Source organism: Paenibacillus sp. DMB5 (assembly GCF_001517085.1).
Lineage (GTDB): Bacteria > Bacillota > Bacilli > Paenibacillales > Paenibacillaceae > Paenibacillus_AQ.
Genome location: NZ_LRAC01000154.1, coordinates 16300 through 43269, shown reverse-complemented (window position 1 = coordinate 43269; position 26970 = coordinate 16300). Strand labels below are relative to the sequence as shown.

At 54.5% G+C, this 26970-nt stretch carries 25 protein-coding genes, 1 pseudogene and 1 other annotated feature; of the genes and pseudogenes, 25 read left to right on the top strand and 1 reads right to left on the bottom strand.

All coding sequences use genetic code 11. The features are described 5' to 3' along the window. The 6 genes and pseudogenes from AWJ19_RS27830 to AWJ19_RS27805 form a co-directional block, all read left to right on the top strand. Positions 1–541 (top strand): uroporphyrinogen-III synthase (locus AWJ19_RS27830; protein WP_198536655.1); only part of this gene is annotated, 541 nt, incomplete at its 5' end. 643 nt (positions 542–1184) lie between these two features. Further along, the gene (gene hemB / locus AWJ19_RS27825) at positions 1185–2183 is read left to right on the top strand and encodes a porphobilinogen synthase (RefSeq protein ID WP_068728447.1); all 999 of its coding nucleotides are present in this window, start codon (positions 1185–1187) and stop codon (positions 2181–2183) included. A 28-nt stretch (positions 2184–2211) separates the two neighbouring features. After that, entirely contained in the window at positions 2212–3513 is a 1302-nt protein-coding gene (gene hemL / locus AWJ19_RS27820) for a glutamate-1-semialdehyde 2,1-aminomutase (RefSeq protein WP_128083717.1), read from the top strand. Beyond that, complete coding sequence (locus AWJ19_RS27815; protein WP_068728446.1) at positions 3510–3716, top strand: hypothetical protein; 207 nt, start codon at positions 3510–3512, stop codon at positions 3714–3716. The genes hemL and AWJ19_RS27815 overlap by 4 nt, the downstream gene beginning before the upstream one ends. Before the next feature lie 229 nt (positions 3717–3945). After that, positions 3946–4793 (top strand): annotated as a pseudogene (locus AWJ19_RS27810) (RluA family pseudouridine synthase). 743 nt (positions 4794–5536) lie between these two features. After that, a complete protein-coding gene (locus AWJ19_RS27805; RefSeq protein ID WP_068728445.1) occupies positions 5537–6388 on the top strand; it encodes a neutral zinc metallopeptidase in 852 nt (283 codons plus the stop codon). 143 nt (positions 6389–6531) lie between these two features. Here AWJ19_RS27805 and AWJ19_RS27800 read toward each other — a convergent pair whose 3' ends face one another. After that, positions 6532–7767 (bottom strand): GGDEF domain-containing protein, encoded by a 1236-nt coding sequence (locus AWJ19_RS27800; protein ID WP_068728444.1) that lies wholly within the window; start codon positions 7765–7767, stop codon positions 6532–6534. Between the two features lie 215 nt (positions 7768–7982). Here AWJ19_RS27800 and AWJ19_RS27795 point away from each other — a divergent pair, with 215 nt between their 5' ends. From AWJ19_RS27795 to mreD, 19 genes are all read left to right on the top strand, one after another. Next, complete coding sequence (locus tag AWJ19_RS27795; RefSeq protein ID WP_068728443.1) at positions 7983–8348, top strand: hypothetical protein; 366 nt, start codon at positions 7983–7985, stop codon at positions 8346–8348. Further along, a complete protein-coding gene (locus tag AWJ19_RS27790) occupies positions 8303–8722 on the top strand; it encodes a glycosyltransferase family 4 protein (RefSeq protein ID WP_082708168.1) in 420 nt (139 codons plus the stop codon). Before AWJ19_RS27795 ends, AWJ19_RS27790 begins: the two co-directional genes overlap by 46 nt. Further along, a complete protein-coding gene (locus AWJ19_RS27785; protein ID WP_068728441.1) occupies positions 8677–9378 on the top strand; it encodes a glycosyltransferase in 702 nt (233 codons plus the stop codon). Before AWJ19_RS27790 ends, AWJ19_RS27785 begins: the two co-directional genes overlap by 46 nt. A 147-nt stretch (positions 9379–9525) precedes the next feature. Further along, complete coding sequence (locus tag AWJ19_RS27780; RefSeq protein ID WP_068728440.1) at positions 9526–10950, top strand: LysM peptidoglycan-binding domain-containing protein; 1425 nt, start codon at positions 9526–9528, stop codon at positions 10948–10950. 163 nt (positions 10951–11113) lie between these two features. Beyond that, positions 11114–11395, top strand: a binding site (T-box leader). Between the two features lie 144 nt (positions 11396–11539). Next, the gene (locus AWJ19_RS27775; protein WP_277815843.1) at positions 11540–14176 is read left to right on the top strand and encodes a valine--tRNA ligase; all 2637 of its coding nucleotides are present in this window, start codon (positions 11540–11542) and stop codon (positions 14174–14176) included. A 5-nt stretch (positions 14177–14181) separates the two neighbouring features. Next, entirely contained in the window at positions 14182–15558 is a 1377-nt protein-coding gene (locus AWJ19_RS27770; protein WP_068728439.1) for a folylpolyglutamate synthase/dihydrofolate synthase family protein, read from the top strand. A gap of 7 nt (positions 15559–15565) precedes the next feature. Continuing rightward, positions 15566–16954 (top strand): UDP-N-acetylmuramate--L-alanine ligase, encoded by a 1389-nt coding sequence (gene murC, locus AWJ19_RS27765; protein WP_068728438.1) that lies wholly within the window; start codon positions 15566–15568, stop codon positions 16952–16954. A 195-nt stretch (positions 16955–17149) separates the two neighbouring features. Next, positions 17150–18313 (top strand): GGDEF domain-containing protein, encoded by a 1164-nt coding sequence (locus AWJ19_RS27760; protein ID WP_068728437.1) that lies wholly within the window; start codon positions 17150–17152, stop codon positions 18311–18313. 27 nt (positions 18314–18340) lie between these two features. Continuing rightward, positions 18341–19552, top strand: a complete 1212-nt coding sequence (locus AWJ19_RS27755) for a diguanylate cyclase (RefSeq protein WP_068728436.1) — start codon at positions 18341–18343, stop codon at positions 19550–19552. Between the two features lie 303 nt (positions 19553–19855). After that, entirely contained in the window at positions 19856–20830 is a 975-nt protein-coding gene (locus AWJ19_RS27750) for a glycosyltransferase (RefSeq protein WP_068728435.1), read from the top strand. Further along, a complete protein-coding gene (locus AWJ19_RS27745) occupies positions 20809–21039 on the top strand; it encodes a glycosyltransferase (RefSeq protein WP_068728434.1) in 231 nt (76 codons plus the stop codon). Before AWJ19_RS27750 ends, AWJ19_RS27745 begins: the two co-directional genes overlap by 22 nt. A gap of 84 nt (positions 21040–21123) precedes the next feature. Next, entirely contained in the window at positions 21124–21504 is a 381-nt protein-coding gene (locus AWJ19_RS27740; RefSeq protein WP_068728433.1) for a hypothetical protein, read from the top strand. Then, on the top strand, positions 21501–22496 hold the full coding sequence (locus AWJ19_RS27735) for an SPOR domain-containing protein (protein ID WP_068728432.1): 996 nt from the start codon (positions 21501–21503) through the stop codon (positions 22494–22496). Before AWJ19_RS27740 ends, AWJ19_RS27735 begins: the two co-directional genes overlap by 4 nt. Before the next feature lie 325 nt (positions 22497–22821). Beyond that, entirely contained in the window at positions 22822–23067 is a 246-nt protein-coding gene (locus tag AWJ19_RS27730) for a DUF4321 domain-containing protein (protein WP_068728431.1), read from the top strand. A gap of 37 nt (positions 23068–23104) precedes the next feature. Continuing rightward, complete coding sequence (locus AWJ19_RS27725) at positions 23105–23713, top strand: Maf family protein (RefSeq protein WP_068728430.1); 609 nt, start codon at positions 23105–23107, stop codon at positions 23711–23713. Between the two features lie 20 nt (positions 23714–23733). Continuing rightward, on the top strand, positions 23734–24423 hold the full coding sequence (gene radC, locus AWJ19_RS27720) for a DNA repair protein RadC (RefSeq protein WP_068728429.1): 690 nt from the start codon (positions 23734–23736) through the stop codon (positions 24421–24423). Positions 24424–24463: 40 nt separating this feature from the next. Next, positions 24464–25498: a rod shape-determining protein gene (locus AWJ19_RS27715; RefSeq protein ID WP_068728428.1), complete on the top strand. Its 1035-nt coding sequence runs from the start codon at positions 24464–24466 to the stop codon at positions 25496–25498. A gap of 58 nt (positions 25499–25556) precedes the next feature. Further along, complete coding sequence (mreC, locus tag AWJ19_RS27710; protein WP_068728427.1) at positions 25557–26435, top strand: rod shape-determining protein MreC; 879 nt, start codon at positions 25557–25559, stop codon at positions 26433–26435. Next, entirely contained in the window at positions 26435–26965 is a 531-nt protein-coding gene (gene mreD / locus AWJ19_RS27705) for a rod shape-determining protein MreD (protein ID WP_082708166.1), read from the top strand. Before mreC ends, mreD begins: the two co-directional genes overlap by 1 nt. Positions 26966–26970: the final 5 nt, after the last annotated feature.

The window sequence follows — 26970 nt, the reverse complement described above, 5'->3', positions numbered from 1 at the left end:
TTTGCACCGCGCGCGCATCGGCGCGGTGGGGCCGGCCACGGCTGCCGCGCTGGCGGAGCGGGGGCTGGTGGCCGAGGAGCTGCCCGCCCGCTTCCAGGCGGAAGGGCTGCTGGAGGCGTTTGGACCGCGGCTTGAGGCGGGCCAGAAGGTGCTGCTGCCGCGCGGGGACCTCGCGCGGGAGTGGCTTCCCGCCAAGCTGCGCGAGCTTGGGCTGGAAGTGACCGAGATCGACACCTACGAGACGGTGGTGACGGGAGAAGACGATATCGAGCTGCTGCGCCTGCTCGAGGAGAAACGCATCCATGCGGTTACCTTCACCAGCTCTTCGACCGTGCGCAATTTCATCGAGATCCTGAAGCGCATGGGCCTGGAAGACCCGGTGGCCGTGCTGGCCGGCGTGAAGATCGCCTGCATCGGCCCGGTGACCGAGGAAACCGCGGTCGCCGCAGGCCTGACCCCGGGCCTGCTGCCCGACGAGGCCACGATCGAAGGACTGGTGCAGGAGCTGTGCCGCTGGAACGAGTTAACGAGAGTAAGATAGGGGCATCCTCCCCCGCAGGCGTAGCGGCTTAAGGATAGTTACATACGGCAGAGGATCGCCTTGATTGGCAGGAGTTACTGTTGGAGCCGGCTGATGGTATGGTGACACTCGTTAGCTAGGCGGCTTGGACATGCTATGTGCCGTTAATGCGCCGAATATCTGCTGAAGTGTTGAACACATTAGTGTATCGGCTGGATGAGCTATGCTGTTGTAAGATGCGCTGAATATCTGCGGAAGTGTTTAACTCATTTGTGTACTGGGAGGATGAGCTATGCTGCGTGTGGTAGTATGCGCAGGATGTCGGTGTGAGGGCAGGTAACACTCTCCTGATGCGGAATAGCTGCACTTTGTGCAACTAAACCCGGTCATATTCGGCTGCTGCACGGAATAGCTGCACTCTATACAACTAACTCTGCCCAAAACGGCTAAATAATGCTTTTTTCGGTAAAATAGCTTCACAAAGTACAACTAATGTAGCTACTCAGGGGAAAACTGGCGGAATAGTTGTACAGAGTGCAGTTAAAGTTAGTTTGAGGCGGGGGAACCCTCCCGACCCAACATCAAAGGTACTCCGGACATGCGCTGACATTGCTCAGTGCTGCCGGACTTTTTTTACATATTAACTACACAGGAGGATACATCAATGAGCTTTCCAATTACCCGGCACCGCCGTCTGCGCGGTACAGCCGGAATCCGCGGGATGGTGCGGGAGACTGTGCTGAATACGCTGGATCTGATCCAGCCGATTTTTGTGACGTACGGAACAGGTGTGAAGACGGAGATTGGCTCGATGCCGGGCGTATATCATTTTTCGCTCGATATGCTGAAGGCTGAGGTGGATGAAATTGCGGCGCTGGGAATTCCGGCGGTTCTGCTGTTCGGGATTCCTGAGACTAAGGATGCGGTGGGTTCTTCCGGTTTTGCCGATGACGGGATTGTGCAGGAGGCGACACGCCTGATCAAAAAATGGTACCCCGAGCTGCTCGTTGTAGCTGATACCTGTCTGTGTGAGTTCACGGACCACGGCCATTGCGGCATGGTTCACACTCATGTGGTGGACGGCGTGGTGCATGGCGATGTTATCAATGACGCTTCGCTGGAGCTGCTGACCCGCACTGCGGTATCGCAGGCCAAGGCCGGGGCGGATATTATCGCGCCTTCGAACATGATGGACGGGTTTGTGCAGGCAATTCGTGCCGGACTGGATGAGAACGGATTTGAGCATGTGCCGATCATGTCCTATTCGGTAAAATACGCCTCCGCCTTCTACGGCCCGTTCCGCGAGGCTGCTGATTCTGCGCCGCAGTTCGGCAACCGCAAAACATACCAGATGGACCCGGCGAACCTGCGGGAAGCGATCCGCGAAGCGGACTCCGATGTGCTGGAAGGTGCCGATATGCTGATGGTTAAGCCGGCGCTGGCTTATCTCGATGTGATCCGGACGATCCGCGATCAGTTTGATCTGCCTTTGGTGGCTTACAATGTGAGCGGTGAGTATTCAATGGTCAAAGCCGCAGCGCTGCAGGGCTGGATCGATGAAAAAGCCATCGTAATGGAAATGCTGACCGGCATGAAGCGGGCAGGAGCTGACATTATTATCACTTATTTTGCCAAGGATGCGGCCCGCTGGCTGCGCGGCTAAACTTACGAACAGAACAGGAGTGAATAACATGGACAATGTGCCATTGTCGCGCCGGGAAGAGGCTTCCCGGAACGCTTTTGAAGAAGCCAAGCAGTATATTCCCGGCGGGGTGAATAGCCCGGTGCGGGCGTTCAAATCGGTCGGCCTGACACCGGTGTATGTGGATCACGGGATCGGCTCGCGTATTTATGATATCGACGGCAACAGCTTTATCGACTATGTCTGCTCCTGGGGGCCGCTCATTATGGGACACGCCCATCCTGAGGTGGTCAAAGCGCTGCAGGAGACTGCTGTAAAAGGCACAAGCTTCGGCGCGCCGACGCTGCTGGAGACGGAAATGGCCAAGCTGGTCGTAGAACGGGTGCCTTCTGTCGATATCGTGCGGATGGTTAACTCCGGTACGGAAGCTACGATGAGCGCAATTCGTCTGGCCCGCGGCTATACCGGACGCAGCAAAATCCTTAAGTTCGAAGGCTCCTACCACGGTCACGCCGACAGCCTGCTGATCAAAGCCGGTTCGGGTGTTGCAACCTTGGGTCTGCCGGACAGCCCGGGAGTGCCGGAAGGGGTAGCGGTGAACACCATTACTGTACCTTACAACGACCTGGAAGGTGTCAAAATCGCCTTCGAACGCTACGGCAACGAAATCGCCGCAGTCATCGTCGAGCCGATCGCCGGCAATATGGGCGTTGTACCGCCGCAGCCCGGCTTCCTTGAGGGCCTGCGTAAGGTGACTACGGGGTATGGGGCGCTGCTGATTTTTGATGAGGTGATGACCGGGTTCCGGGTGAACCGCAGCTGTGCGCAGGGCCTGTTCGGTATTGAACCGGATCTGACCTGCTTCGGCAAGGTCATCGGCGGCGGTCTTCCAGTCGGCGCTTACGGCGGCCGCGGGGAGATCATGGAGCAGATGGCTCCTGCGGGGCCGATCTACCAGGCCGGTACGCTCAGCGGCAATCCGCTGGCGATGGCTGCCGGCTACAGCACGCTGCAGCTGCTGACTCCGGAGGTGTACGACCGGCTGGAAACGCTGGGCGCGCGTCTGGAAGCTGGGCTGAAGCGTAACAGCGTTGACACCGGCATCCCGCTGACGATTAACCGGATCGGCTCGATGGTATGCCCGTTCTTTACGGAAGGGCCTGTCTATAACTTTGAAACGGCCAAGACAAGTAATCTTGAGCAATTCCGCAGCTACTTTGGCAAAATGCTCGACCAGGGCATCAGCGTGCCGCCTTCCCAGTTTGAGGGCATGTTCGTGTCCGGCGTGCACAGCGAGCAGGATATCGACGATACGCTTGAGGCGCACTACCAGGCGCTGAAGTCGCTGTGACGACTGGCGGCGGGGAGAAGCCGAAAAGCGGCGGTTGGGACAAGACGTCAACAGGCCGTTGGGATAAGTCTGCAAGAAGCGGCGAGAATAAGGCGGTAAAGGGCGCCGAGGATAAAGCGGCAAGAGGCCGCTGGGATAAGCCTGCAAGAGGCGGCGAGAATAAGGACGGTAAAGGGCAGCTGGGAAAAAGCGGTCCAGGATAGCGGGAATATGGCTGCTAAGGGCGTCGGTGACAAGGCAGTAACAGGCAGTTGGGATGTGACCGCAAAAGGTAGCGGGAACCAAACTGTACAGAGTGCCGTCAACCAGGCTGCCAACAGCAGAGGTAACAACGCTGTCAAGAACGCCGATAATAAGCCAACAGATGCTGGCGGCAACAAGGCGGTCCAAGGCGGCGGCGCCTGGAAACGGCGCGGGGAATGGCTTGAGGCGATGCCCGGACGGGCCGTTACCGGAGCGGCCGATAAGGATGCCGCCATTGACCTCTGGCTGCTTGAAACTGCCGGGATGCCCGTGAAGCTTCATGCCCGGCTGCGCCGCGAGGGCGGCATCCAGTGGCGGGGCGACCGGCTGCGGCTGGCGCTTTGGCCGCAGCGGGAAGCCGGGATAGAGCCGGTATGGCAGGGGGCGGAGGTGCTGTATGAGGACGACTTCTGCCTCATTGTCCATAAGCCTGCGGGTATGGCGGTCCACCCGGACGGCAGCGGATCGGATACTACGCTGGACCATCTGGTGGCCGGTCATTACGCCGCCTCCGGCGGCGGCATTGCCGTGCGCCACATCCACCGTCTGGACAAGGATACGACCGGTCCAGTGCTCTATGCGAAGAATGAGTACGCGCAGCTTGTACTCGATGAGGACATGCGCAGCAAGGACATTTCGCGCCGCTATGCAGCCATCGCTGAGGGCGCTGTGCCTGCCCAACTCACTGTCAATCGACGCGCCGATCGGCCGCGACCGCCATCATGCATCGCGGCGGCGGGTGTCGCCCGGCGGGCAGCCGGCGGTGACGCGGATTACCGGGCGCGAGGTGCTGCGCGGGGCAACCGCCCTGCAGGTCGAGCTCGAAACCGGGCGGACGCATCAAATCCGCGTCCACCTCAGCCACGCCGGCCATCCGCTCATCGGGGGATGAGCTGTACCGGCGGGCCGCGCTGGGGACTGGCTGAGCACGGGCGCAGGCGCTGCATGGCGAAGCGCTGGCCTTCCGCCACCCCTGGACCCGGGAGCTGACCGTAGTGGCCGACCCGTGGCCGGAGGACATGCTCCGGCTGCGGTGAGTCGCTGGGCGGCGCGCCTCTGTAACAAGGCGTACCGTAGAGCTGGACTGGCGGGGAAATGGAGCGCGCTCAACTACCTGCTTACTAAATCACTCTATGTTTTATAAATAAGACCCGCACGCTGCCAGCATATTGTGCGGGCCGTGCGGGTTTTTATTTAGGTGTATGGAAAGCTTGCTTCTCTAACGAGCCTGGAGCTTAGGCTTAATATGATATTCCGCAGGGCACAGCCGGTGAAATAAGTGGAAAATAGCTATCTATTTCTTGCCAAAACAGCTTATTGCAGAATTCAGGTGGAAAAAGGCTGCTTATTTTCACGATTTTCGCTCTAAAAGGGGCTTTCGGCAATATTAAGTGGCATTTTTCCACTTAAAAATTAAAAAAAGTGGGGAACCAAAGAAATTAGATGGCGAAAATCCAACTAATTACTTGAAGCCCACACAATACACGAATTCCACACATTACAAGCATCCCTCCCAATACATGCAGCTCCCACAATATATGCAGCCCGCACAAGCACTTCTTCCAGAAGCCGCACTCCCGGCAAAATGATAAATATACCCATTAGGTTCCCCCTGCGTTTTCCTCGATTTCCCAGCAGTCGCACCCTGCCGATTTTGGGTATAACACTATTAAGCGTTAGCAAACGTTAATAAGGTTTTACTGTTTTTGCTGTTTTCGCAAGACTCCGGACTGTTCCGGAATCAATAAACCATTAATGAAAACGGACTGGAGGAAGACCCATGAAGTGGCAGGGAAGAAGAGGCAGCTCGAATGTGGAGGACCGCAGAGGCAGCGGCGGCGGTGGCGGGAAGCTGGTCGGCGGCGGGATCGGAGGCATTATTCTGGTGGTTGTAGTCACGCTGCTGAGCGGCGGGAATGTCGGGGATATCCTGGGCAATCTGACCGGCGGAACCACTACCTCAAATGCCCCTTACCAGGAGACGGCCGAGGAGCAGGAGCTGGCACAGTTCGTCACGGTGGTGCTGGCGGATACGGAGGATGTGTGGAGCGAGCTTTTTGCCAAGCAGGGGATGACTTACACTGATCCCACACTGGTGCTGTATAGCGGCAGTGTGAATTCGGCCTGCGGGACCGCAAGCTCGGCGGTCGGACCATTTTATTGTCCGGGGGACAGCAAGCTGTACATCGACCTGAGCTTCTATGACGAGCTGCAGCAGCGCTTTAAGGCGCCGGGTGATTTTGCAATGGCCTATGTCATCGCCCATGAGGTTGGGCATCACGTGCAGACTTTGCTTGGAACAACGAAGCAGCTGGATTCCCTGCGCCGCAGTCTGAGCGAGACGGAATACAACAAATATCAGGTCCGTTTTGAGCTGCAGGCGGATTATCTGGCCGGAGTCTGGGCGAACCATGCCCAGGGGATGAATCTGCTGGAGGAGGGCGACCTGGAGGAGGCGCTGACGGCCGCGAGCGCTGTCGGCGATGATACGATCCAGAAGCAGGCCCAGGGCTATGCGGTACCGGACAGCTTCACACATGGGACGTCGGAGCAGCGGAAACGCTGGTTCTACAAAGGCTTCAACAACGGTACGATCACCGGTGGGGACACTTTTAACGCAGCCGAGCTGTAGTCAAACGTGCCGCTGATGTCCGCACTATTTATGAAGCTGCACGAACACAGCCGTTATTGCAGATTCAGCTTATGCAGCTCTGCAGATACAACAAGAGCCGTTCCAACCGGGCAACTGGAGGGACGGCTCTTTTATATAACAAATTAGTCATCCAGGGCATTGTGCGACGAGAGGCGGTTGCGGCCGAGTTTTTTGGATTCCAGCAGGAGCTGGTCGGCGCGGACGTACCCTTTTTCCAAGGAGATACTCTGGTCTGCTTTAAAGTAGTAGAGGCCAAAGGAAGCTGAATAGCTGACCTTGATCTGCTGCTCCTCATAATCTGCTGCAGCTGAACTTCCCTGAACATCGAGCAGCATCTCTTGAATGATCAGGCGGCACTCCCGGTAAGACTTGCCCCTCAGAAACAGCGTGAATTCCTCTCCGCCGCTGCGGAACAGGATGTCCTCCTCCTGCAGACGGGCTTTCAGGGTATCGGCAAAATGAATAATGACCCTGTCGCCTACAGCGTGATTGTAAGTATCGTTGATTTTTTTGAACCGGTCGATGTCTGCTACAACTATGCCTATATATTCGCTGCTGTGGCCGAGCTCGTTCATCATTTTGTCCATATGGGCCCGGTTGAAGGTTCCGGTCAGGAAGTCCTGATAGGCCATTTGCTCAAACTTGTCCCGTTCGAATTTGTGCTGGGCGCTCTGGGATTTGGAGAAAAAGGATAGGCTGACGATGTAGTTCAGCAGGAACAGCGCGATCAGCATCTCCCATTTCTCCATCTGCAGCAGACGCAGCAGCAGGGCATTGGTCAGCGCTACTTTGCTGAAATCCAGCAGGTTTCTGCTCTTGAGCAGCAGGTCAATCGCTTCCTTGCGTGTTGTAATGTCCCCCGAGAGGGCGAAGGTTATGACCAGAAACCCCGAGGACAAAAGGGTTGTTACACAGACCACCAGCAGGAACAGCAGCCAGTAACCGCCAGGAACATGAGCGGCAGCCGGATAGAGCAGCGTGTACAGATAATAGGCAGCGGTCCCGCCAAGCGTGAAAGAGCCGATATTATAAAAAGCGTCCAGGAATTCTCCCGGATCGGCGGTCTTTGTTTTCTTTTTATAGATGTACACTGTGGTCCTGTAGAAAAACTCATAAATCAGCGTGCCGAGCGGTCCGGCAAAAATACCGAAGGAAGAAGTATAGCTGATCGCATAGTCGATCGTAGAATTCCCTTTCCGGGTAACAATGCGCAGCTGAAAGTAAAAGCTGGCGAATACCCAGTAGAGCAGCATGGCCTTTATATATGTATCATCCAGAACCACTGATGGGTGCGTGAAAAGCGCCAGGACCACAGCAGCCGCGAACAGGGATAGGTCGAATAATCTAGCTTTAGACATATCAGTAACATCCTTTCGAGCGTTATACCGATTATACCCGAAATATGTAAACATGATGAAAATAGTTTTGCAAAAATTCACACTTTACTTCGTTGATAGAATTGAGACTCCCACCTATACCGGAAAACCGGGGCCGGACATATAATACTTTGTTAATGCATATGCCGGCTGTTTCTATTTCTGTAGTGAAATCTATAACCGGAGGAGAGGGATTCATGAGAATATTGCTGGTCACCTACTGGGGACTCACGAATCTGGGCGGGATCTGGACCTATATGAAGCAGCTCTCAGACAAGCTGGCCCAGCAGGGGCATGAGGTTACGCTCATGGGCAGCCATGTGGACAGCAACACGTTATACCTGCTGGACCGGAATATTTATTTTGACAAAAAAGCTTACTACTCCTCGCTGCTTCCTTATCTGGATCCGCAACAGTTTCCCCATCTCCACCAGGAGCACGGGATTTTCAGCTTTGAGCTGGGACGTTATGTATTTGAAGGCGGAGCTGCGCGCTCGGGCTTGAGCAGTATGATGTTATTCATACTCAGGATCCTATTTCTGCATATGCGCTGCGTAGGGTAATGAAGAAGGCGGTGCCGCTGGTGGCAAGCATGCACGGGGCACTTGCCCGCGAGTCCTATTATGAATACAGGGGTCTTGAACCGGGACTGACCCGGGAGGAGTACGAGAAGCGGCCGATCTGGAGCTATTTCCGGAGAATGGAGCAGCTTGCTGTACATGCGGCTGATCTGATTCTTGTTTCTTCAAAATGGATTGGACAGGTTGTGGGCGGCCACGGTGTCACGCCTGACCGGATTCATATTCAGCCCTACGGGGTCAATCTGAAGGAGTATGAGGCCAAGGCTTTACTGCCGTCTCCGCTGAAGCGCGTCAAGGTAAGAAGCTCATCATGTATGCAGGACGCCTTGAATACATTAAGGGAGTTCACATCCTGATCCGTGCGCTCGGCCTATTGCGGCAGCGGCGCCGGGACTGGACCTGTGTCATCGCCGGCAGCGGGAGTCTGCTGGAGGAGCTGAAGCTGCAGGCACAGGCGCTGGGCGTGCAAGATGATATTGAATTTTCCGGGACAATGGACAATATTCCTGCAGCGCTGACGTCCGCCGATATCTATGTCCAGCCCAGCCTGCAGGATACCCAGCCCTTTTCGGTGACGGAAGCCCAGCTTGCCGGCATAGCACCTGTGGTGGCGGATACGACAGGTATGCCGGAGATGGTACGGCACGGGGTGACAGGCTGGATTGTGCCTGCAGACAATGCAGCGGCACTGGCCGGTCAGCTGGAGCTGCTGCTGCGTGATGACAGCCTGCGGGCCAGAGCCGGTAATGCGGCGCAGCAATGGGCGCGGGCAAACCGTTCGCTGGATTCGATGGCGGAAGGGACGCTTAAGGCCTACCGCAGAGCAGCGGAGATGCATGGCTGGCCGCAGCGGAGTCGTCCTGCCGGGCAGTCCGGACATCATATACAGGGGGCCTTTCATCCGGCCGATCTGCTGAATGTAATTACCCCCGGCAATCCGCTGGAATCTGTGCTGCGCAGCCGGCTTCCGGCGGATTACAGAATACCTGATGCTAATATCCTCCCCGGGTAAAAGCCGGTAAGCGCAGGGTAAAAGCGGATGTGTCCAAATTAGTCATGCCTTCCTGATTGGAGCATATACATGAGTGGAGTAACATTTTGGGCTTATGCTCTGGGCTTGTCTCAGGGTTAGATTATGCCAAGAAGGAGGAAATTTCCCGTGTTTGACCAGTCCCACGGCTTGCGGTTTGATATTTATGAACGCATCCACCTGCCTGCAGAACTTCCGGGAATCGCTGAGCTGGAAGAGGTGGAGCTTATTCCGGAAATTCAGGTGATTCAGCGGGAAGACCGGGCGGAGCTCTACGGCCAGCTGCTGCTCACCGGACTTTACCGGGGAGAAAATGACCGGACGGAGCGCCTGGAGCATGCAATCCCCGTTGAAATCACAGTCCCGCTGACCCGGGTCAGCTCACTTGAAGACATAGGGGTAGAGATCGAGAACTTCGATATCGACCTGCTTACGATGCGTACTGTCAACATAACCGGCGTGCTTTCCCTGAGGGGAATAGGCGGAACGGAGACAGGGACGGCCTGGCAGCAGGAGGAGTATACAGTGGCCTACTCGCCTGAGCAGGAAGACCGGGCAGTTGCTGCTCCGGCCGAGGGCAGGGAACAGGACGGCGATGTCCTGTACGAGAATTCACTGTGGACCTACGGCGAGGGGGCGGCGGAAATTCCTGCAGACCAGCAGGAGTACACCTCTTTTATTCCCGATGCGGCAGCGGTAAATCCGCTGGTTCTGGAGAGCTCCGTCTATACGCAGGCGGCCGGACCTGCTGCCCAGCCGCATAAGGAAAAGGAAGCAAAGCTGCGCACGCACAGCCTGGAGGATCAGGCGGGATTTACAGGCGGAGCGGATGCGGAAGCCTGGCAGAAGGGGAAGGCAGCGGCGGAGCCGGTATCCGGGTATTTTTTCGGCACGCGTGAGAAGGAACCGGCAGTGAAACCGGCCGCTTCTGCTGCTGAGATTTCGCGGACCGGGTCAGGTGATGCTGTAGAGGAGATCGTTCCTGCTGCTGCGCAGGCATTTGATTTCGCGGACATCGCCTCCGGGCAGCTCTATGCCGAGAGACAGGAGGAGCCGGTTGCTGCGGTTGAGCCTGAGTACACTCCTCCGGAGGTCCAGGAAGAAGCGGTTCTGCCGGAGGCGGAGGACACCAAGGAGAAGGATACGCTTCTCTCACCGGAAACGCTGCCTGTCCAGGAGGAAAAGGCAGATCTCAAGGTTGCGCTCGGCAGCAAGAAGGAAGAGGCAAGCTCCGCCAAGGAGCATCTTACCTTCTCCTCCCTGCTCAGCTCAAGCAGGGCCCATAAGGAGCAGGAGAGTGCGGTAACGGCGGCTGCAGCGGCTCCGCAGGCGGAAGTTCCGGAAGCGGGGAATGACAGCGACTGGAAGAGCCGCTTTATCAGCAGAACCGGCGGTGCTGAACTGTTCCGCAAGGTCCGGATGTGCATTGTGCAGCGGGAGGATACGCTGGATACGATTGCCGAGAAGTATCAGCTCAGCGCAAGGGAGCTGGTAATGTATAACCGGCTGGCCGGGCAGAATGTGGAAGAGGGGCAGGTTTTATATATTCCTTAGGTCATGGTTATGGGACTGGGTAGCGGCTTCCTGATTGCGGGGAGCGCTGCTCAGTTTTTTGTTAGCAAAGGATAAATTCAATAGTATAAGACTGGCTGTTTGTGTGTATGCTGGTTGACTAGGAATAGTACTAAATGTATTATGGGAATAAGTAAAACTTAGCTAAAAGACTGGGAACGGGAAGAGTAGGTCGTCAGCCCTTCAGAGAGCGGAATTGTAATTGCTGTGAATTTCCGCAGGATGTTTGCCACCGAAGTCGCCCCGGAGTCGCCCTTCCGAAGGTTAAGCCGTTAGGCTGATCAGTGTAGGATGTGGCCGGACGCAGCCGTTATCTGCATGAGTGTCGCGCTAAGCTTGGGGAACTGCAGGTTCCCGGGCACAGGGTTATTTGGTATTAGCGCGAAACAAAGGTGGTACCGCGAAAGAATGGCCTTTCGTCCTTTGAGACGAAAGGCTTTTTGTATTTTCACAAGATGAGAAATTAATGGAGGTTCTGAACATGGCTGATGACATCAAAGCGGCAGAGATGCTGCCGGACACGCAGGAAGCGGCAGCACAGGCTGCCGCTGACAATAGCGCTAAGAACGACATGCCGACAACGTACGACCCGAAAGCGGCAGAGAACAAGTGGTACACCTACTGGATGGAGAATGAATTCTTCAAGGCCGGCCAGCGGCCGGACGCAGAGCCTTACAGCATTGTAATCCCTCCGCCGAACGTAACAGGAATGCTGCACATCGGGCATGCACTCGACTTCACCCTGCAGGATATTCTGATCCGTACCAAGCGGATGCAGGGCTATGATACCCTTTGGCTGCCGGGAACGGACCATGCCGGGATTGCTACCCAGACGAAGGTGGAGCAGAAGCTGCGCCAGCAGGGCATTTCCCGCCATGACCTGGGCCGCGAGAAGTTCCTGGAGCAGGTATGGGCCTGGAAGGACCAGTATGCTGAAACGATCCATGGACAGTGGGCGAAGATGGGCCTTTCCCTGGACTATTCCCGCGAACGCTTCACCCTGGATGAAGGCTTGACCAAAGGGGTACGCCAGGTCTTTGTTGAGCTGTACCGCAAAGGCCTGATCTACCGCGGCAAGCGCATCATCAACTGGGACCCGGCTGCACGTACAGCCCTGTCGGATATTGAAGTTGAATACAAAGAGGTTAACGGACACCTGTACCACCTGCGTTATCCGCTGAAGGACGGCAGCGGCCACATTACTGTAGCCACTACACGTCCGGAGACGATGCTCGGCGATACAGCGGTAGCGGTGCATCCCAAGGATGAGCGTTATAAGGACCTGATCGGCAAAACGCTGATCCTGCCGATTATCGGCCGTGAAATTCCGATTATTGCTGATGAATACGTAGAGAAGGAATTCGGCAGCGGCGCGGTGAAGATTACTCCGGCCCATGATCCGAATGACTTTGAGGTTGGCCAGCGCCACAATCTGCCGCAGATCAATGTGATGGATGAGGGCGGCATTATGAATGAGGAAGCTGGGCCATATAACGGCCAGGACCGCAGCGAATGCCGCAAGAACATCGTAGCTGATCTGAAGGAGCAGGGCGTCCTGATTTCGATCGAGGACCATGTACACCAGGTAGGACACAGCGAGCGCTCCGGCGCCGTAGTTGAGCCTTATCTGTCCACCCAATGGTTTGTTAAAATGCAGCCGCTTGCTGAGGTAGCCATCAATGCGCAGAAGGAAGGCAACGGCGTTAATTTTGTTCCTGAACGTTTTGAGAAGACATACCTGAACTGGATCGAAAATGTACGCGACTGGTGTATCTCCCGCCAGCTGTGGTGGGGCCACCGCATTCCTGCCTGGTACTCGGAGTCTACAGGTGAAGTATTCGTAGCCTACAGTGAAGAAGAAGCCCGCGAAATGAGCGGTCTTGATGATCTGAAGCAGGATGAAGACGTGTTGGATACCTGGTTCAGCTCGAACCTCTGGCCGTTTGCCACACTGGGCTGGCCTGACGAGAGCAGCAGCGACTACCAGCGTTATTATCCGAACAACGTGCTCGTTACCGGATACGATATCATCTATTTCTGGGTAGCCCGCATGATCTTCTCCGCCTTTGAATTTACCGGCCAGAAGCCGTTCGCCGATGTATTCATGCATGGTCTTGTACGCGATGCCGACGGCCGCAAAATGTCCAAGTCGCTCGGCAACGGGATTGACCCGCTGGATGTTATCGAGCAGTACGGCGCCGACGCCATGCGCTATATGATTTCAACCGGGATTACTGCCGGGCAGGATCTGCGTTTCCGGATGGAAAAGGTAGAGCAGGCCCGCAATTTTGCCAACAAGATCTGGAACGCATCGCGCTTTGCGCTGATGAATCTGGAGGGCGTAAACTTTGCAGATATTGACATTACAGGTGAGCTTACAACCGCTGACCGCTGGATTTTGCACCGCCTGAACGAAACTTCCCGCGATATTACGCGTCTAATTGACGCGTACGAGTACGGCGAGACCGGCCGTCTGCTGTACAACTTCATCTGGGATGATCTGTGCGACTGGTATATCGAGTTCGCGAAGCTGTCGCTGTACGGTGCGGATGCGGCTGCCAAAGCCAAAACCCAATCGGTGCTCGCCTACGTGCTCGACCGCACGCTGCGCCTGATTCATCCGTTCATGCCGTTCATTACCGAGGAGATCTGGCAGCATTTGCCGCACGAGGGTGCAACGATTACGCTGGCAGAGTGGCCTAAGTACGACGCAGCACTGGAAAGCCCTGAGGCTGTGGCCGAAATGAACCTGCTGATGGACATCATCCGCGCGGTACGCAACATCCGTGCAGAGGTTAATGTACCGATGAGCAAAAAGGTAGAGCTGATCATCAAGGCAGGCAGTGCAGAAACACTCAGCATCATTACCCGCAACGACAATTACATCGGACGCTTCTGCAACACATCTTCGTTCGAAGCCGGACTAGATCCGCAGACGCCTGATAAGGTAATGTCCGCAGTGGTTACTGGAGCAGAGCTGCTGCTGCCGCTGTCGGGGCTGATCGATATTGAGCAGGAAATTCTGCGTCTCGAAAAAGAAGTGCAGACGCTGAACAGTGAAGTGGAACGCGTTGAGAAAAAGCTTGGCAATCAGGGCTTTGTTGCCAAGGCTCCGGCTAAAGTCATCGAAGAGGAACGGGCGAAGCAGGCGGATTATTCCGCTAAGCGCGAGAAAGTGCTGGCCCGCATCGCAGAGCTGAGAGGATAAGGGATATGGAAGAGATGATCGGGAGCGCTAACGCCGCTCCCTTAGGTTCTTATACAGAAGCGGTGGATTGGATCAACGGCCTGATCCCCTTCGGCATCCGTCCAGGGCTGGAGCGAATCCGGCTCCTGATGGAGATGCTGGGCAACCCGCACCGCAGGCTGAAGTTCATTCATGTGGCAGGGACGAACGGCAAAGGCTCAACCTGTGCTTTTTTGACAAGCGTACTGCTGAAAAGCGGCTACAGTGTAGGGACGTTTACTTCCCCGTATATCACCAAATTCACCAACCGTTTTCAATATAACGGTACAGATATTCCCGAAGACACCCTTACTGCGCTTGCAGAGAAGCTGCGTCCCTTAGTGGAAGAGATCGCCGCCGGCGAGCTCGGTTCACCGACGATGTTCGAGGTCGCGACAGCGCTGGCTATCCTCTACTACGCCGAATGCTGTTTCCCTGATGTAGTCGTATGGGAGACAGGGCTTGGGGGAAGGCTGGATGTAACGAACATCGTAATGCCGGTTGTTTCCGTAATTACCAATGTCGGGCATGATCATACTGATGTGCTGGGCGATACGCTGGAGAAGATTGCCTTTGAGAAGGCGGGGATAATCAAGCCCGGTGTGCCTGTGGTCAGCTGTGTCACCCAGCCTGAAGTGATTGCCGTTCTGAAGGCGCGGGCAGAAGCCTGCCGTTCAAAGCTCTATCTGGCAGGGGAAGATTTCAGTTATGAGCTTGCAGGAATCGAAGAAGGCGTACAGAGCTTTACCTTCAAGGGACCGTTCCGTGAGCTTCAGGTCGGCATCGCTATGAAAGGCGAGCATCAGCTGAGCAACGCGGCCGGAGCGATGATGGTTGTTGAGGTGCTGCGCCAGTATATGGCGTTCATGCTGGACGATGAGGATGTGCTGGAAGGCTTCAAGGATACCTTTTGGGCCGGACGTCTGGAGGAGGTCAGCCAGCATCCGCGGATTGTACTCGACGGTGCGCATAATCCGGAAGGTGCGGAGAGCCTGGCCAGAAGCCTGCCGCAGTTTTATAAGTACGGTAAATTAAATTTACTCATGGGGATGCTGGCTAATAAGCATCATGAGTCATACTTCAAGCATATACTGCCTATAGTGGATACGCTCATCCTGACCGAACCGGATTTCCGGAAGAAAATGGACGCGGAAGAACTGCAGGCCATCGCAGAAAGTCTGCGGGAGAAATATGCCAGGAACCATTTGGAAATCATAGTAGAACGTAATTGGGGCAAGGCGCTGCAGCTGCTGCAGTCGATCACGTCGGAGAAGGATCTTGCGGTCGTGTCCGGCACATTGTATCTGATTTCCGATGTGCGCAGTACGCTTTTGCAGCAACCCGATTCTGAAAAAGGCTGGTGACGAACTGTTGGATACTACTGAACGTGTGCATTTTATTGGGATCGGCGGCTACGGTATGAGCGCGATTGCCCGGGTAATGCTGGAAATGGGATACACGGTTACGGGCTCCGATGTGGCTGCCCAGGAATTAACCGAGAAACTGATTGCCAAAGGCGCCAAGGTCTATATCGGGCATACGGCCGAGCAGGTTAAGGGTGCTGATCTTGTTGTCTATTCAACCGCGCTTGCAAGCGACAATGTGGAGTGGGTGGAGGCCGAGCGCCTCAACATCCCGGTGCTGCACCGTTCCCAGATGCTGGCGCGTCTGCTGAATGAACGCAAGGGCGTTGCCGTTGCAGGGGCGCACGGCAAAACCACCACCTCCTCTATGATTGCATTGATCATGGAAGACTGCGGAGTGGACCCGACATATATTATCGGCGGGGAGATTATGAATGTCGGTACAAATGCCAAGGCAGGACAAGGGGAATACGTTGTAGCCGAAGCAGACGAGAGCGACGGCTCCTTCCTCCAGTACCACCCTTGGCTGGCGATTGTAACGAATATTGAAGCAGATCATCTGGAGAATTACGGCGGTGATTTCGGCAAGCTGAAGGCCGCTTACGTCCAGTTTATGAATCAGCTGCGTGAAGACGGCACGGCGATTGTATGTGCTGATGATGAGACAGCCAGCTCTCTTTTGTCTGAGGTGAAGGGCAGTATTATCACTTACGGCATTGATTCTCCGGTTGCGGACTATACTGCTACTGATATCGTGCTGGGGGACAGACAGGTCTCCTATACAATGAATCATCAGGGGCGCGTGCTGGGCAAGATTGAGCTGTCCATCCCGGGCAAATACAATCTTTACAACTCGATGGCTGCGGTAATTGCCTGCCTGAAGTCAGGCGTTGCCTTTGATGCCATTGCTGCCGCTATTGTGAAATTCCATGGCGCCAAGCGCCGCTTCCAGGTGCTGGGCGAGGTTAATGACATTCTGGTCATTGATGATTATGCCCACCATCCGACGGAAATCCAGGCTACGATCAGCGCAGCCAAGGCTACCGGCAAAAAGATCATCGCTGTATTCCAGCCGCAGCGCTATACGCGTACCTTCTTCCTGCTGGATGCGTTCAGCCGCGCCTTCAGTGAGGCAGATGAGGTCATTATTACCGATATCTACTCGCCGGCAGGTGAGAAGCAGATTGAAGGAGTAACCTCTGCGAAGCTGGTGGAGCTGATTGTCCAGAACAGCAATTCCAGTGCAAGGCATCTGCCGACCAAGGAAGATGTGCTTGCTGATCTGCAGGGCCGTATCGCTCCGGGAGACCTGGTGCTCACCATGGGTGCAGGCGATATCTGGAAGGTAGGATACAAGCTGGCCGAAGGCCTGCGGGAACAAGAGAATAAGGAATAAATTAGCGCCGCTGCGCCGCTTGGAGCAGTGATCCGCTATTCTAAGGCGTATTTTCTCTGAACACAGAGAGAATACGCCTTATTTATGTTTCTACTTGTGCAGGTCAATTCTTAGAGGGCCTCTGCCGATAATAGATTTGATAGACTGCAGTTTGCAGGTTGCGTTATTGATTTCCGGACAGTTGGTGGTGTGATTATGGAGTTTCAGCTTGATATCAAAACCTTAGTGTACCTTTTTATCTTAGGGAATTTATTTACTGGGCTGCTGATCACCTTTTACCGGTTCCATTCCCCGAAGGATATGGCTTCAGCCCTGTTCATCGGCGGCAAATGGGTGCAGGTGCTCTTTTGGAGCTCGATCCTCCTGTGGGATTATCTGCCGCATAAGCTGATGATCCCGCTGAGCAATGTCCTGATTCTGATCGGGGGAATACTGGAAATTACAGCACTTTTGATGATGATGGATATCTTCGGTCGTTCGGCCAGACTGTATTATGGGCTGCTGACAGCATTAAGTGTCACGAGCTTCTGCGTGATTGCGCTGTTCTTCAACCAGGCCAACCTGCGGGTAGCTTCAGCTTCACTGTCGGTACTGCTGTATGTCCTCTATCCGGCTGTCCGGCTGTCCGCAGGTAAGCAGAAGCCGCCCCTGCACAGATTAACCGGACTTATCTTTTACGGGATTGCCTTTGTCATGCTGGGACGGTTTATTGCTGCGCTGTTTATTGACCCGGAGATGGGCGCATTATCAGCTAATATGGCGCAGTATCTTTATTATATAGGCATGTTTTTTATGCTCGTGTCGGGGACCGCAGCGTTTATCCTTCTCTCCAACGGGCATTCCTACGAAAAGCTGAAAAGAATTGCCACCTACGACTCCCTCACGGGTATCCTGAGCCGCAGGGCGTTTCTGCTTGAGGCGGAGCTGAAGCTTGCGCTTGCTGTTAAAAAAGGCCGGCCCTATTCCCTGCTGCTGCTGGATCTTGATCATTTCAAGAGGATAAATGATACCTACGGCCATGATAAAGGTGACGGAGTATTGCAGGAATTTGCCCTTACCGTGCAAAACAATCTTGGCAACGGCGCTTTGTTCGGGAGAGTCGGCGGAGAGGAGTTCGCTGCCGTTCTGTACGGTCTGGGTGAAGCTGAGAGCAGCCGTAAGACGGAGCAGCTGCGCATGGCGGTAGCGGAAACCTCCAGGGTCACAGGCACAGCCGGGTACACAGTCAGCATTGGCGTCATGACGGTCATTCCGGATCCGCAGACCTCGGTCAATATTCTGTTCAAGCTGTGTGACCGGGCACTGTACCAGGCCAAGCAGGAGGGAAGAAACCGGGTCGTCCGTTACAATACATATTAGGATTCAGGAATAATTCAGGCGGGGAAGGTGAAGCACATAGCGGCAGCGGTCAGTTTGGATTTTGAAACAATGCTGGTATGCCTTTTTATTGTCAACTTCTTTACTGTTCTATTCATGCTGTCGCACCGTTCGAGTTATACAAAAGGCAGCGTTCTCAGGCCTTACGTTATAGCCAAGCTGATTCAGCTGCTGGTATGGATGCTGCTGCTGACGGAAGCCGCTGTTGAACTGCGTGGCGTGCAGCTGCCGGTTATGCTGATAAGCCTGGCCGGGGGAATGATGGAAGCTTTTGCCCTTCTAAAGCTGCTGGGGGTATACAATGCCGGAATCCGGCGTTTATATTACAGGCTGGCAGGGATATCAGGGGCCGCGTTGGTGCTGCTGGCGGAGCTGTATCCTGCAGCGGAGCCGGCCGGCGCGCTGACTGTAGCGGCCGGTGCGGCCATGATCGTCTATCCAGTCTATTTACTCTGCATAAAGCTGGGGGAGACTCCGCTGCAAAAACTGATCGGGCTGCTGTACGGCATCGCCATCATCGCGCTGCTCGGGCAGGCGGTCCACCTGCTGTACGCGAAGCCCTTGGCAGGCTCGGCGGCGTCCCGCTGGCTGCAGGAGTTTTTTTATATCAGCCTGTACCTGCTGATGTTTCTGGGTACGGCCGGGTACATGCTGCTCTCGCGGGAGCATACTTATGCTGAATTGGAGCGCGTGGCCACCTATGATGAGCTTACGGGAATCCTGAACCGCAGGGCTTTTGTAATGCGGGCCCGGCCGCTGATTGCTGAAGCTGCCAGAGCGGATGTGCCCTTTTCTTTTCTGCTCCTCGACGTGGATCACTTCAAGCAGATCAATGATACATTCGGACATGAGACCGGGGACAAGGTGCTGTGGGATTTTTCGCGCAAAATCGAGGCTCAGCTAAGCAGCGATGACCTGTTCGGAAGATTTGGCGGCGAGGAATTTGCGGTACTGCTGCACAGGGCGGATGAGACCGCCAGTACCGGGATTGCGGAGCGGCTTAGGCGGTGCGTTCTGGGTGCGGTTATTGATGACACCTTGCTGCCGTATACAGTGAGCATTGGAGTGGTGACCATCCGCTCTGAGAAGCGGGTACCGCTGGACAGATTGTACAAGCTGACCGATCTAGCCCTGTATGAGGCCAAGCAAACAGGCAGAAACCGCGTTGTCAGAACCTATGAACACAGCAGTTTGCTGGACGAAAAAGTACCATCCTCTTAACAGGTTAACGGGGGGCGGTGCTTTTTTTTGTTTTGACTGAATTGATAGATTTATATAAAAGAAATAATTAGAAATTTTTAAAATATTTTACCAGTTAATAATGGGGAAGGTATTTATCCGGGTAATATATGCTATGAGGCGGAGAGCGTGAAGCAGAAGCTGCTGAGCCTTGTCTGAACAATGTCATATTTAGAAATAAAAAAAGTTTACTCCCATGAATCGACAATCTTTCACGGTGAACTGCGCTACTATTGATCTACAACTAAAGTTTCAGGTTTAACTAGAATCAAGGAGTCGTAAGAGATGAGAGAGAGAATGCTGTATCTGTCTGCCCGGAACAGGGGTCCGGAGGAAGTGATTGAGGAAGAAACGCGCACGGAAGGGATGATCGGCATCCTGCTGGAGAAATTCGATATCGATCTGCTGGAATACTGCAGTTACGGTCGGAAGACTCACTTGAGGCCTGATCCCGCATTGAGAATACATGCAGTTACGCCTGCACCGAGGCCGCATACCATCCTGAGGAATTCATTGAATAAGCTGCGCGGTAGCTCGTATCATACCGATACGCATAAAGATTTGCAGAATGAGATCAGGCACCTGTGCAAAACCAATGACTATAGTCACGTGTATATTACCCGGGGAGTGCCGGTCAGTTGCGCGGAACTTATTTCATCCCTGCTGCCGGAAGTCTTTATTATCACAGACGCGCTGTATCTGGAGAGCCGGCATTCTGAGGGAAAGGCTGCCGGCAAGCGGGGGCTGAGCAGACGTTATCACATGCTTAATGCAGTACTTTCCCGGCGGGATGAGCGCAGGCTGATGAACAAAACCGGACTGCTCCTGACTGCTTCGGAGTGGGAGGCGCTGTCCTTTAAGGCCTTGTCCTTTGCAGATGCAGGGAAGGTCCATGTGGTGCCGCAATTTATAGATCTGGACGAATACCGGTTCAGCGAGCCTGCCGTCAAGGAGGATGCGGTTCTGCTGCACTGGAATATGCAGACCAGCCAGGGCAAGAACACTGCGTTGACCTTCCTTAAGAAGGTGTTTCCGCTGATCAAGGAGAAAGTGCCGGGCTGCAAATGTTATATTGTCGGCCCGGAGATCCATCCGGAAGTGGCAGCACTCGCCAATCTGGATTCCTCAGTACAGGTTATAGAAGAAGGCAGTGCCGTCCAGGAATACATACGTCGTTCCAAAGCAGTTGTGGCCTCCCTGCGCGAAGGCTGCGGCGGCCAGCTGCGGATCCTTGAAGCGTGGGCGCTGCGGACGCGGTAGTTACCGGCCAGAAGAGTGCGGAAGGTTTAAACTGTGAGCCGGGCCGCAACATTCTGCTGGCCGGTACGACCGGGGAGATGGCCGACCAGGTGCTGAGGCTAATGCAGACGCCGGAGCTGGGGCCCATTATCGCCGATCAGGCCTACCGGACACTGCAGAAGCATTATGAAGCAGGTAATGTCCGGGCTAAAGTGCTCAGCCTGGTCTAAAGATATTATGATCTTAAAATAGCATATCCCTCTCTTCTCTATCATATATTCTCTTATAGAATTGAAGATAGCGAGGTGTAGGATTTGAATAACGGAAAGATGACGTTCCGCTTTGATACAGGCAATGGCAGGGATAAGTCCGGACAAGCAGGAAGTATAAAGGATTCGGATTCCGGGCGGGGATATCTTGGTACAGCCCGGGATTACGGCACAGTTAAGGAATCCGGCTCAGTTGAGGGATACGGTAATGTTAAGAGTTACGAGGCGGCTAAGGATTATGACATAGTCAAGGATTACCAGACCCCGCTGCATCGTGCCGATGTTTCTGAAGAAGTCCGGGCATACAATACAGCTGGTAATTCTGGCTTGCGGGCCGAACCGGTACCGGTGCACTACGGGGACCGGGATGACCATAGCCGCGGTCCGAACGGCCGGCCCCGTCCTTTTTCCGTCCGGAGCCGGTGACTGACCTGTGGGAAAGAACTCCGCAACATCGGACTCCGGAGGTTATCCAAGAGGACGGGTACGGCCGCAGCGACAGTTATCCTGAGACTTATGCGGAGGATGAGCCGGGCACATTCGGGGATATCTCCTACACCGGTCTCAGTTACGGGGGCGGAGGCTCATATCAGACCCGCCGGCCGACCCATTGGTGGAAGTTTGCCCTATCCATCGCGGGGGCCCTTGGTACAGGGCTGCTGCTGGGATATGCTGCGCTTAATTTCATCAGCGGTGTGAACGACGGCGGCAGCGGATCTAATCTCGCTACCGTGCAGAATGCCAATGCAGGGGCTAACGGCCAGCAGGCTGCCGGCGGTGCTGCATTGCCGTCTGCAGCCGGCCGCAGACCGGTTGCGGTTGCTTCGCAGAGCTATTACCTGCTTCAATACGGCGTGTTCAGTACACCTGCCGGAGCAGAGCAGGCGCAGCAGGAGCTGCTCGCTGCCGGGCTGGCCGCAGGAGCTGATCCCGAAGGCGGCAACCGTGTCTATGCTGGAGTGTCGCCTGACCGTGAGCAGGCCAAGCTGCTAAGCAGCGGACTCAAGCACCAGGGGATTGAGCTTTACGTCAGGGAGGTTAAGCTTCCTGCCTTGGAACAAGCTGCTTTTTCCGGAGAGGGTGCGGCGGTAGACAGCTATTTCGCGGCCAGCACAGAGCTGCTGAATGAGCTGAGCAGCCTGTCGGCCTCCTTGCTAAGCGGCGCTTCCGGTTTGCCGGATGCTACTGCCGTCAGCAATCTTCATATGCAGTGGACCGAAGCCGTCAAAGCGCTTGAGCCTGGCCTGAGCGCGCAAGGGCAGAGCCTGTGCGCAAGTCTGCAGAAAGCAATGAGCCAGGGTATTGCCGCCCTGAATGAATACAACAAAAACCAGGCGCAGGGCCTGCTCTGGGAGGTGCAGGAATCCATGCTGAGCTTCCTTACAGGTCAGAAGGCCCTGCTCTCCCTGCTTGCTTAGACTGATGCAGTCCCCCGCGCGGTAACCCCGCGGCCCGGGGGACTTTTGTTTGGGAGAATAGGGTTTAAGAGGTGCCGATAAGACCTCCTCACAGAGTAAAATCCATTGACTTTTTCGGGGGAACGAGCGGCTTAAACGGCCCGCTAGGCCAATCACCAGAATACCTTGCTGATTCCATTAACACCCATACCCGCTTTTTGGACTAGATCTGCCGGCTGGAAGTGTTGGTGTGGTAATCATTTCCGCTGAGGATTTTGAGTTTGTATTGAGCCAAGTTTCACCGTATAATAATTAGGGTGTCAAAAAATGGCGAGGGAAGACGTGGATGAAGAAGAAAAATGTAGGAACATTGCTGTTATTTCTTATTCTGGGCTGGCTCGCCGGTGCGTGGATCGCAAAGCTGCTTGAGCCTGTAAAAGCCCTGTCTTTGCTTACTGCTTCGACTGTCCTGTCATGGTCGCCGCAAGCCGATTTGGACATCATAACCTACGACATCACCATTCATTTGAAATTGTGCCTGCTCAGTCTTGCCGGTATGATTACAGCCGTGTGGCTGTACCGCAGGCTGTAGCTTTCAAGCTGCTGACTTTAGAAGGGACGTTTATACAGTGGAGCATGACAACTCACGAATCATTATCCTTGCCTCAGGCTCACCACGCCGCCGGGAGCTGTTATCCAATCTTGGCCTGCCTTTCGAGGTGCTGGTCAGCGATGCGGATGAGAGTACGCCCGCAGATTATACACCGGAGATGATCGTGCATACCCTGGCATTGCGCAAGGCGGAAGCCGTATTGCCTGTTGCCGGAGAGCGGAATGCAGTCATTATCGGCAGCGACACTATTGTCGTGCTGGACGGTAAAGTACTGGGCAAGCCTAAGGATGCGCAGGACAGCCATGCTATGCTGAGCATGCTTCAGGGCCGTACACATGAAGTGTATACCGGCGTAGCCTGCATCGGGCTGCCGGACGGCAGGTCTGAAGTAGCGCACCGGGTAACCTCAGTAACCATGAGAGCACTTGGCGAAGAGGAAATCTCCGCCTACATAGCAACTGGAGAGCCTGCTGACAAAGCCGGCTCCTATGCGATACAAGGGTTTGGTGCCACGCTGGTCGAAGAGATCCAGGGCTGTTATTTTAACGTGGTCGGACTACCGCTGTCGCTGCTTGGCGGCATGCTGCCCCGGTTTGGCATATCTGTGCTGGGCCGGCAAGGATAGTACAGGAGAGAGGGATAGGGATGGAGTCGCACACATTTATGCTGCGGGACCTCCCCCATGAAGAACGACCACGAGAGCGCATGATGCATTATGGGGCAGAATCACTCAGTCAGGCGGAGCTGCTGGCAATCCTCCTGCGCACGGGAACGCGCCGGGAATCAGCCATCCACATTGCCCAGCAGCTGCTGGGCCATTCAGGCGGACTCCGCGGGCTTGCGGACCTGAGCATTGAAGAACTTACGAATATCAAAGGCATCGGCCCTGCCAAGGCGGTGCAACTGAAAGCTGGCATAGAGCTGGGCAGGCGGATGGCGAACTCCAGGCTTACCGAGCCGGTCATCATCCGCAGCCCGCAGGACGCAGCTGAGATTCTGACAGAGCAGCTGCGTTATTTACAGAAGGAGCATTTTGTCTGCCTGTTTCTGAATACGAAGAATCATGTAATTGCACAGGAAACCTTGTCGATGGGCAGCCTTAACGCTTCAATCGTGCATCCGCGCGAGGTGTTCCGGGCTGCCATGAAATGCAGCAGTGCAGCGATTATCTGTGCGCATAATCATCCTAGCGGCGATCCTACGCCTAGTCCCGAGGATATTTCCCTGACCTCCAGACTGGTTCAGGCGGGCGAAATTGTCGGAATTGACGTACTGGATCACCTGATTATCGGTGACAGCCGGTTTGTAAGTTTGAAAGAAAAAGGGTACATGTAATATAATTGTGCAGATTCATAAGGAAAAGGAGAATACAAGCATGTTAGGTGGTTTTACGAAAGATTTGGGGATTGACCTGGGGACAGCGAATACGCTTGTCTATGTACGCGGTAAGGGAATTGTAGTGAGAGAGCCTTCCGTGGTGGCCATTAATACTGATACTAAGACGATTGAAGCAGTGGGCGAATCCGCCAAAAAAATGATCGGCCGCACGCCGGGCAACATCCGTGCCATCCGTCCGATGAAAGACGGCGTTATTGCCGACTTTGATACAACAGCAACGATGATCAAATATTTCATCCGTCAGGCGCAGAAGCAGCGCTCCATGTTCCAGCGTCATCCGAACGTTATGGTCTGTGTGCCGTCAGGCATTACTGCGGTTGAGCAGCGCGCCGTTGAGGACGCGACCAAGCAGGCAGGCGCACGTGAAGCCTACATTATTGAAGAGCCTTTTGCTGCGGCAATCGGTGCAGATCTTCCGGTATGGGAGCCGACAGGCAGCATGGTGGTAGATATCGGCGGCGGAACGACTGAAGTTGCTGTTATTTCGCTTGGCGGTATCGTTACAAGCCGTTCTGTACGTGTAGCCGGCGATGAAGCGGATGAATCTATTATCCAGTACATCAAACGCCAGTATAACCTGATGATTGGTGAACGTACGGCTGAGCAGCTCAAGATGGACGTAGGTTCAGCTCTGCCGCTGGAAAAGGCGGAAACGATGGAGATCCGCGGCCGTGACCTGGTAACCGGACTGCCGAAGACGCTGACCATTACTTCAGATGAGATTTGTGAAGCGTTGTCTGATACAGTAAATGCGATTGTCGAAGCTGTAAAAGTAACACTCGAGAAATGTCCGCCGGAGCTTGCAGCCGACATTATGGACCGGGGCATTGTACTGACCGGCGGCGGTGCACTGCTGCGCAACCTGGACAAGCTGCTTGCCCGTGAAACAGGGATGCCGGTCATTGTTGCCGAGAATCCGCTGGATTGTGTCGTTATCGGCACAGGCAAAGCGCTGGATAACATTCATCTGTTCAAGAGCCGCAACAATACAGGACTTCGTCAGAAACGTTAGGCCTACTGCTATTTGTGCACATCAACCCCTGATATGGGTGGAATACGGTTGTTAGAGGGTGTTGAAACTGTTTAAACTGTTTAACAATAAACGTCTGTTCATCCTGCTGATTACACTGGTGATGTTCATCGTGGTCATGGGCTTCAGCCTGGGAACAAGGAAGTCCTTGTCCTGGCCGGAGAATTTCCTCAGGGATACGACCGGATTCGTGCAAAATTTGTTCTACAAGCCCGCTGGATATGTAGCGGGCTTCTTCCAAGATATCGCAAATTTGCATGATCTGGCCGAAGAGAACGAGCAGCTCAAAATTCTGGCCGCCCAGTACGCGCGGGACAAGGCGATCTATAATTTTACAAAAGCGGATAATGAAAGATATAAAGGACTGCTGGAATTTAAGGAAGCTCAAAAAGTGCTGTATGATTATGAGCTGCACATTGCTCAGGTAATCAGCCTGGCGACAGAGCCTAACAATAGTTCTGTTGTTATTGATCTTGGCCTAAAGGATGGGATTAAACCCAATATGTCCGTCATTTCTCCAGAAGGCATGGTTGGTGTCATTAGCCAAGTGAGCAATTTCACCTCAACAGTTAAGCTGATGACTATGATGGATATCAACGATCCCAATTCTCAGCCGCCGATTGCCGGAACCGCCCTGAACAAAGAGCAGGACAGCTTCGGCATGATCGAAAGCTATGATCCGCAGACGGGCTTGCTGGAGATGAATAAAATTCCGGTCGGTGATCCGATTGCCGTGGGTGATACTATTATTTCTAAAGGGAGCGGCGGCGTTTACCCGCGCGGTCTGACCATCGGAACCGTTAAGAGCGTTCAAGAGGGGGCCTATGGATATACATCGACTGCCCTGATTGAACCGAGCGCAAATTTCCAAGACTGGAAGGATCTGTTCGTGGTGTTCACGGAGGAGCGTGTTGAATAGTGAGGATGCGCAGATCAGTTCTTATCCTGTTGCTATTTCTTTTGTTTATTATTCAGGGAACTATTCTGCCCTGGCTGCTTCCGGATGCCTGGGAAATGAGAGTCATCCCTAATCTTGTCTTTATCGTAATTTTGTTCGTTACTGTTTATCATCACCGGCATACAGCACTTATTCTGGGATTAGCCTTCGGCATGCTGCATGATGTGGTTTTTTATGGAAGAATCCTTGGGGCCCATTCCTTTGCAATGGGCTTATCCGCCTATCTGATCGGCCTGGTTTTCCAGCTTCCCCGGGCGCCTCTGCCTCTGATGATGACGGTTGTCCTGCTCGGCAGCCTGCTGGAGGACAGCATCCTGTTTGGTATCTACAGTGTATTCAACCTGAACAGGGAACCGTACAATTGGGCACTTCTGAATCATATGCTGCCTACCATGCTGTTCCATTTCGCTATCGGGCTGCTTCTGTACATTCCGGTAAGGCGCCAGCTGGAGCTTATCCAGAAAGAGACCAGTAAGAAAGAAACGGCATAGCCGGG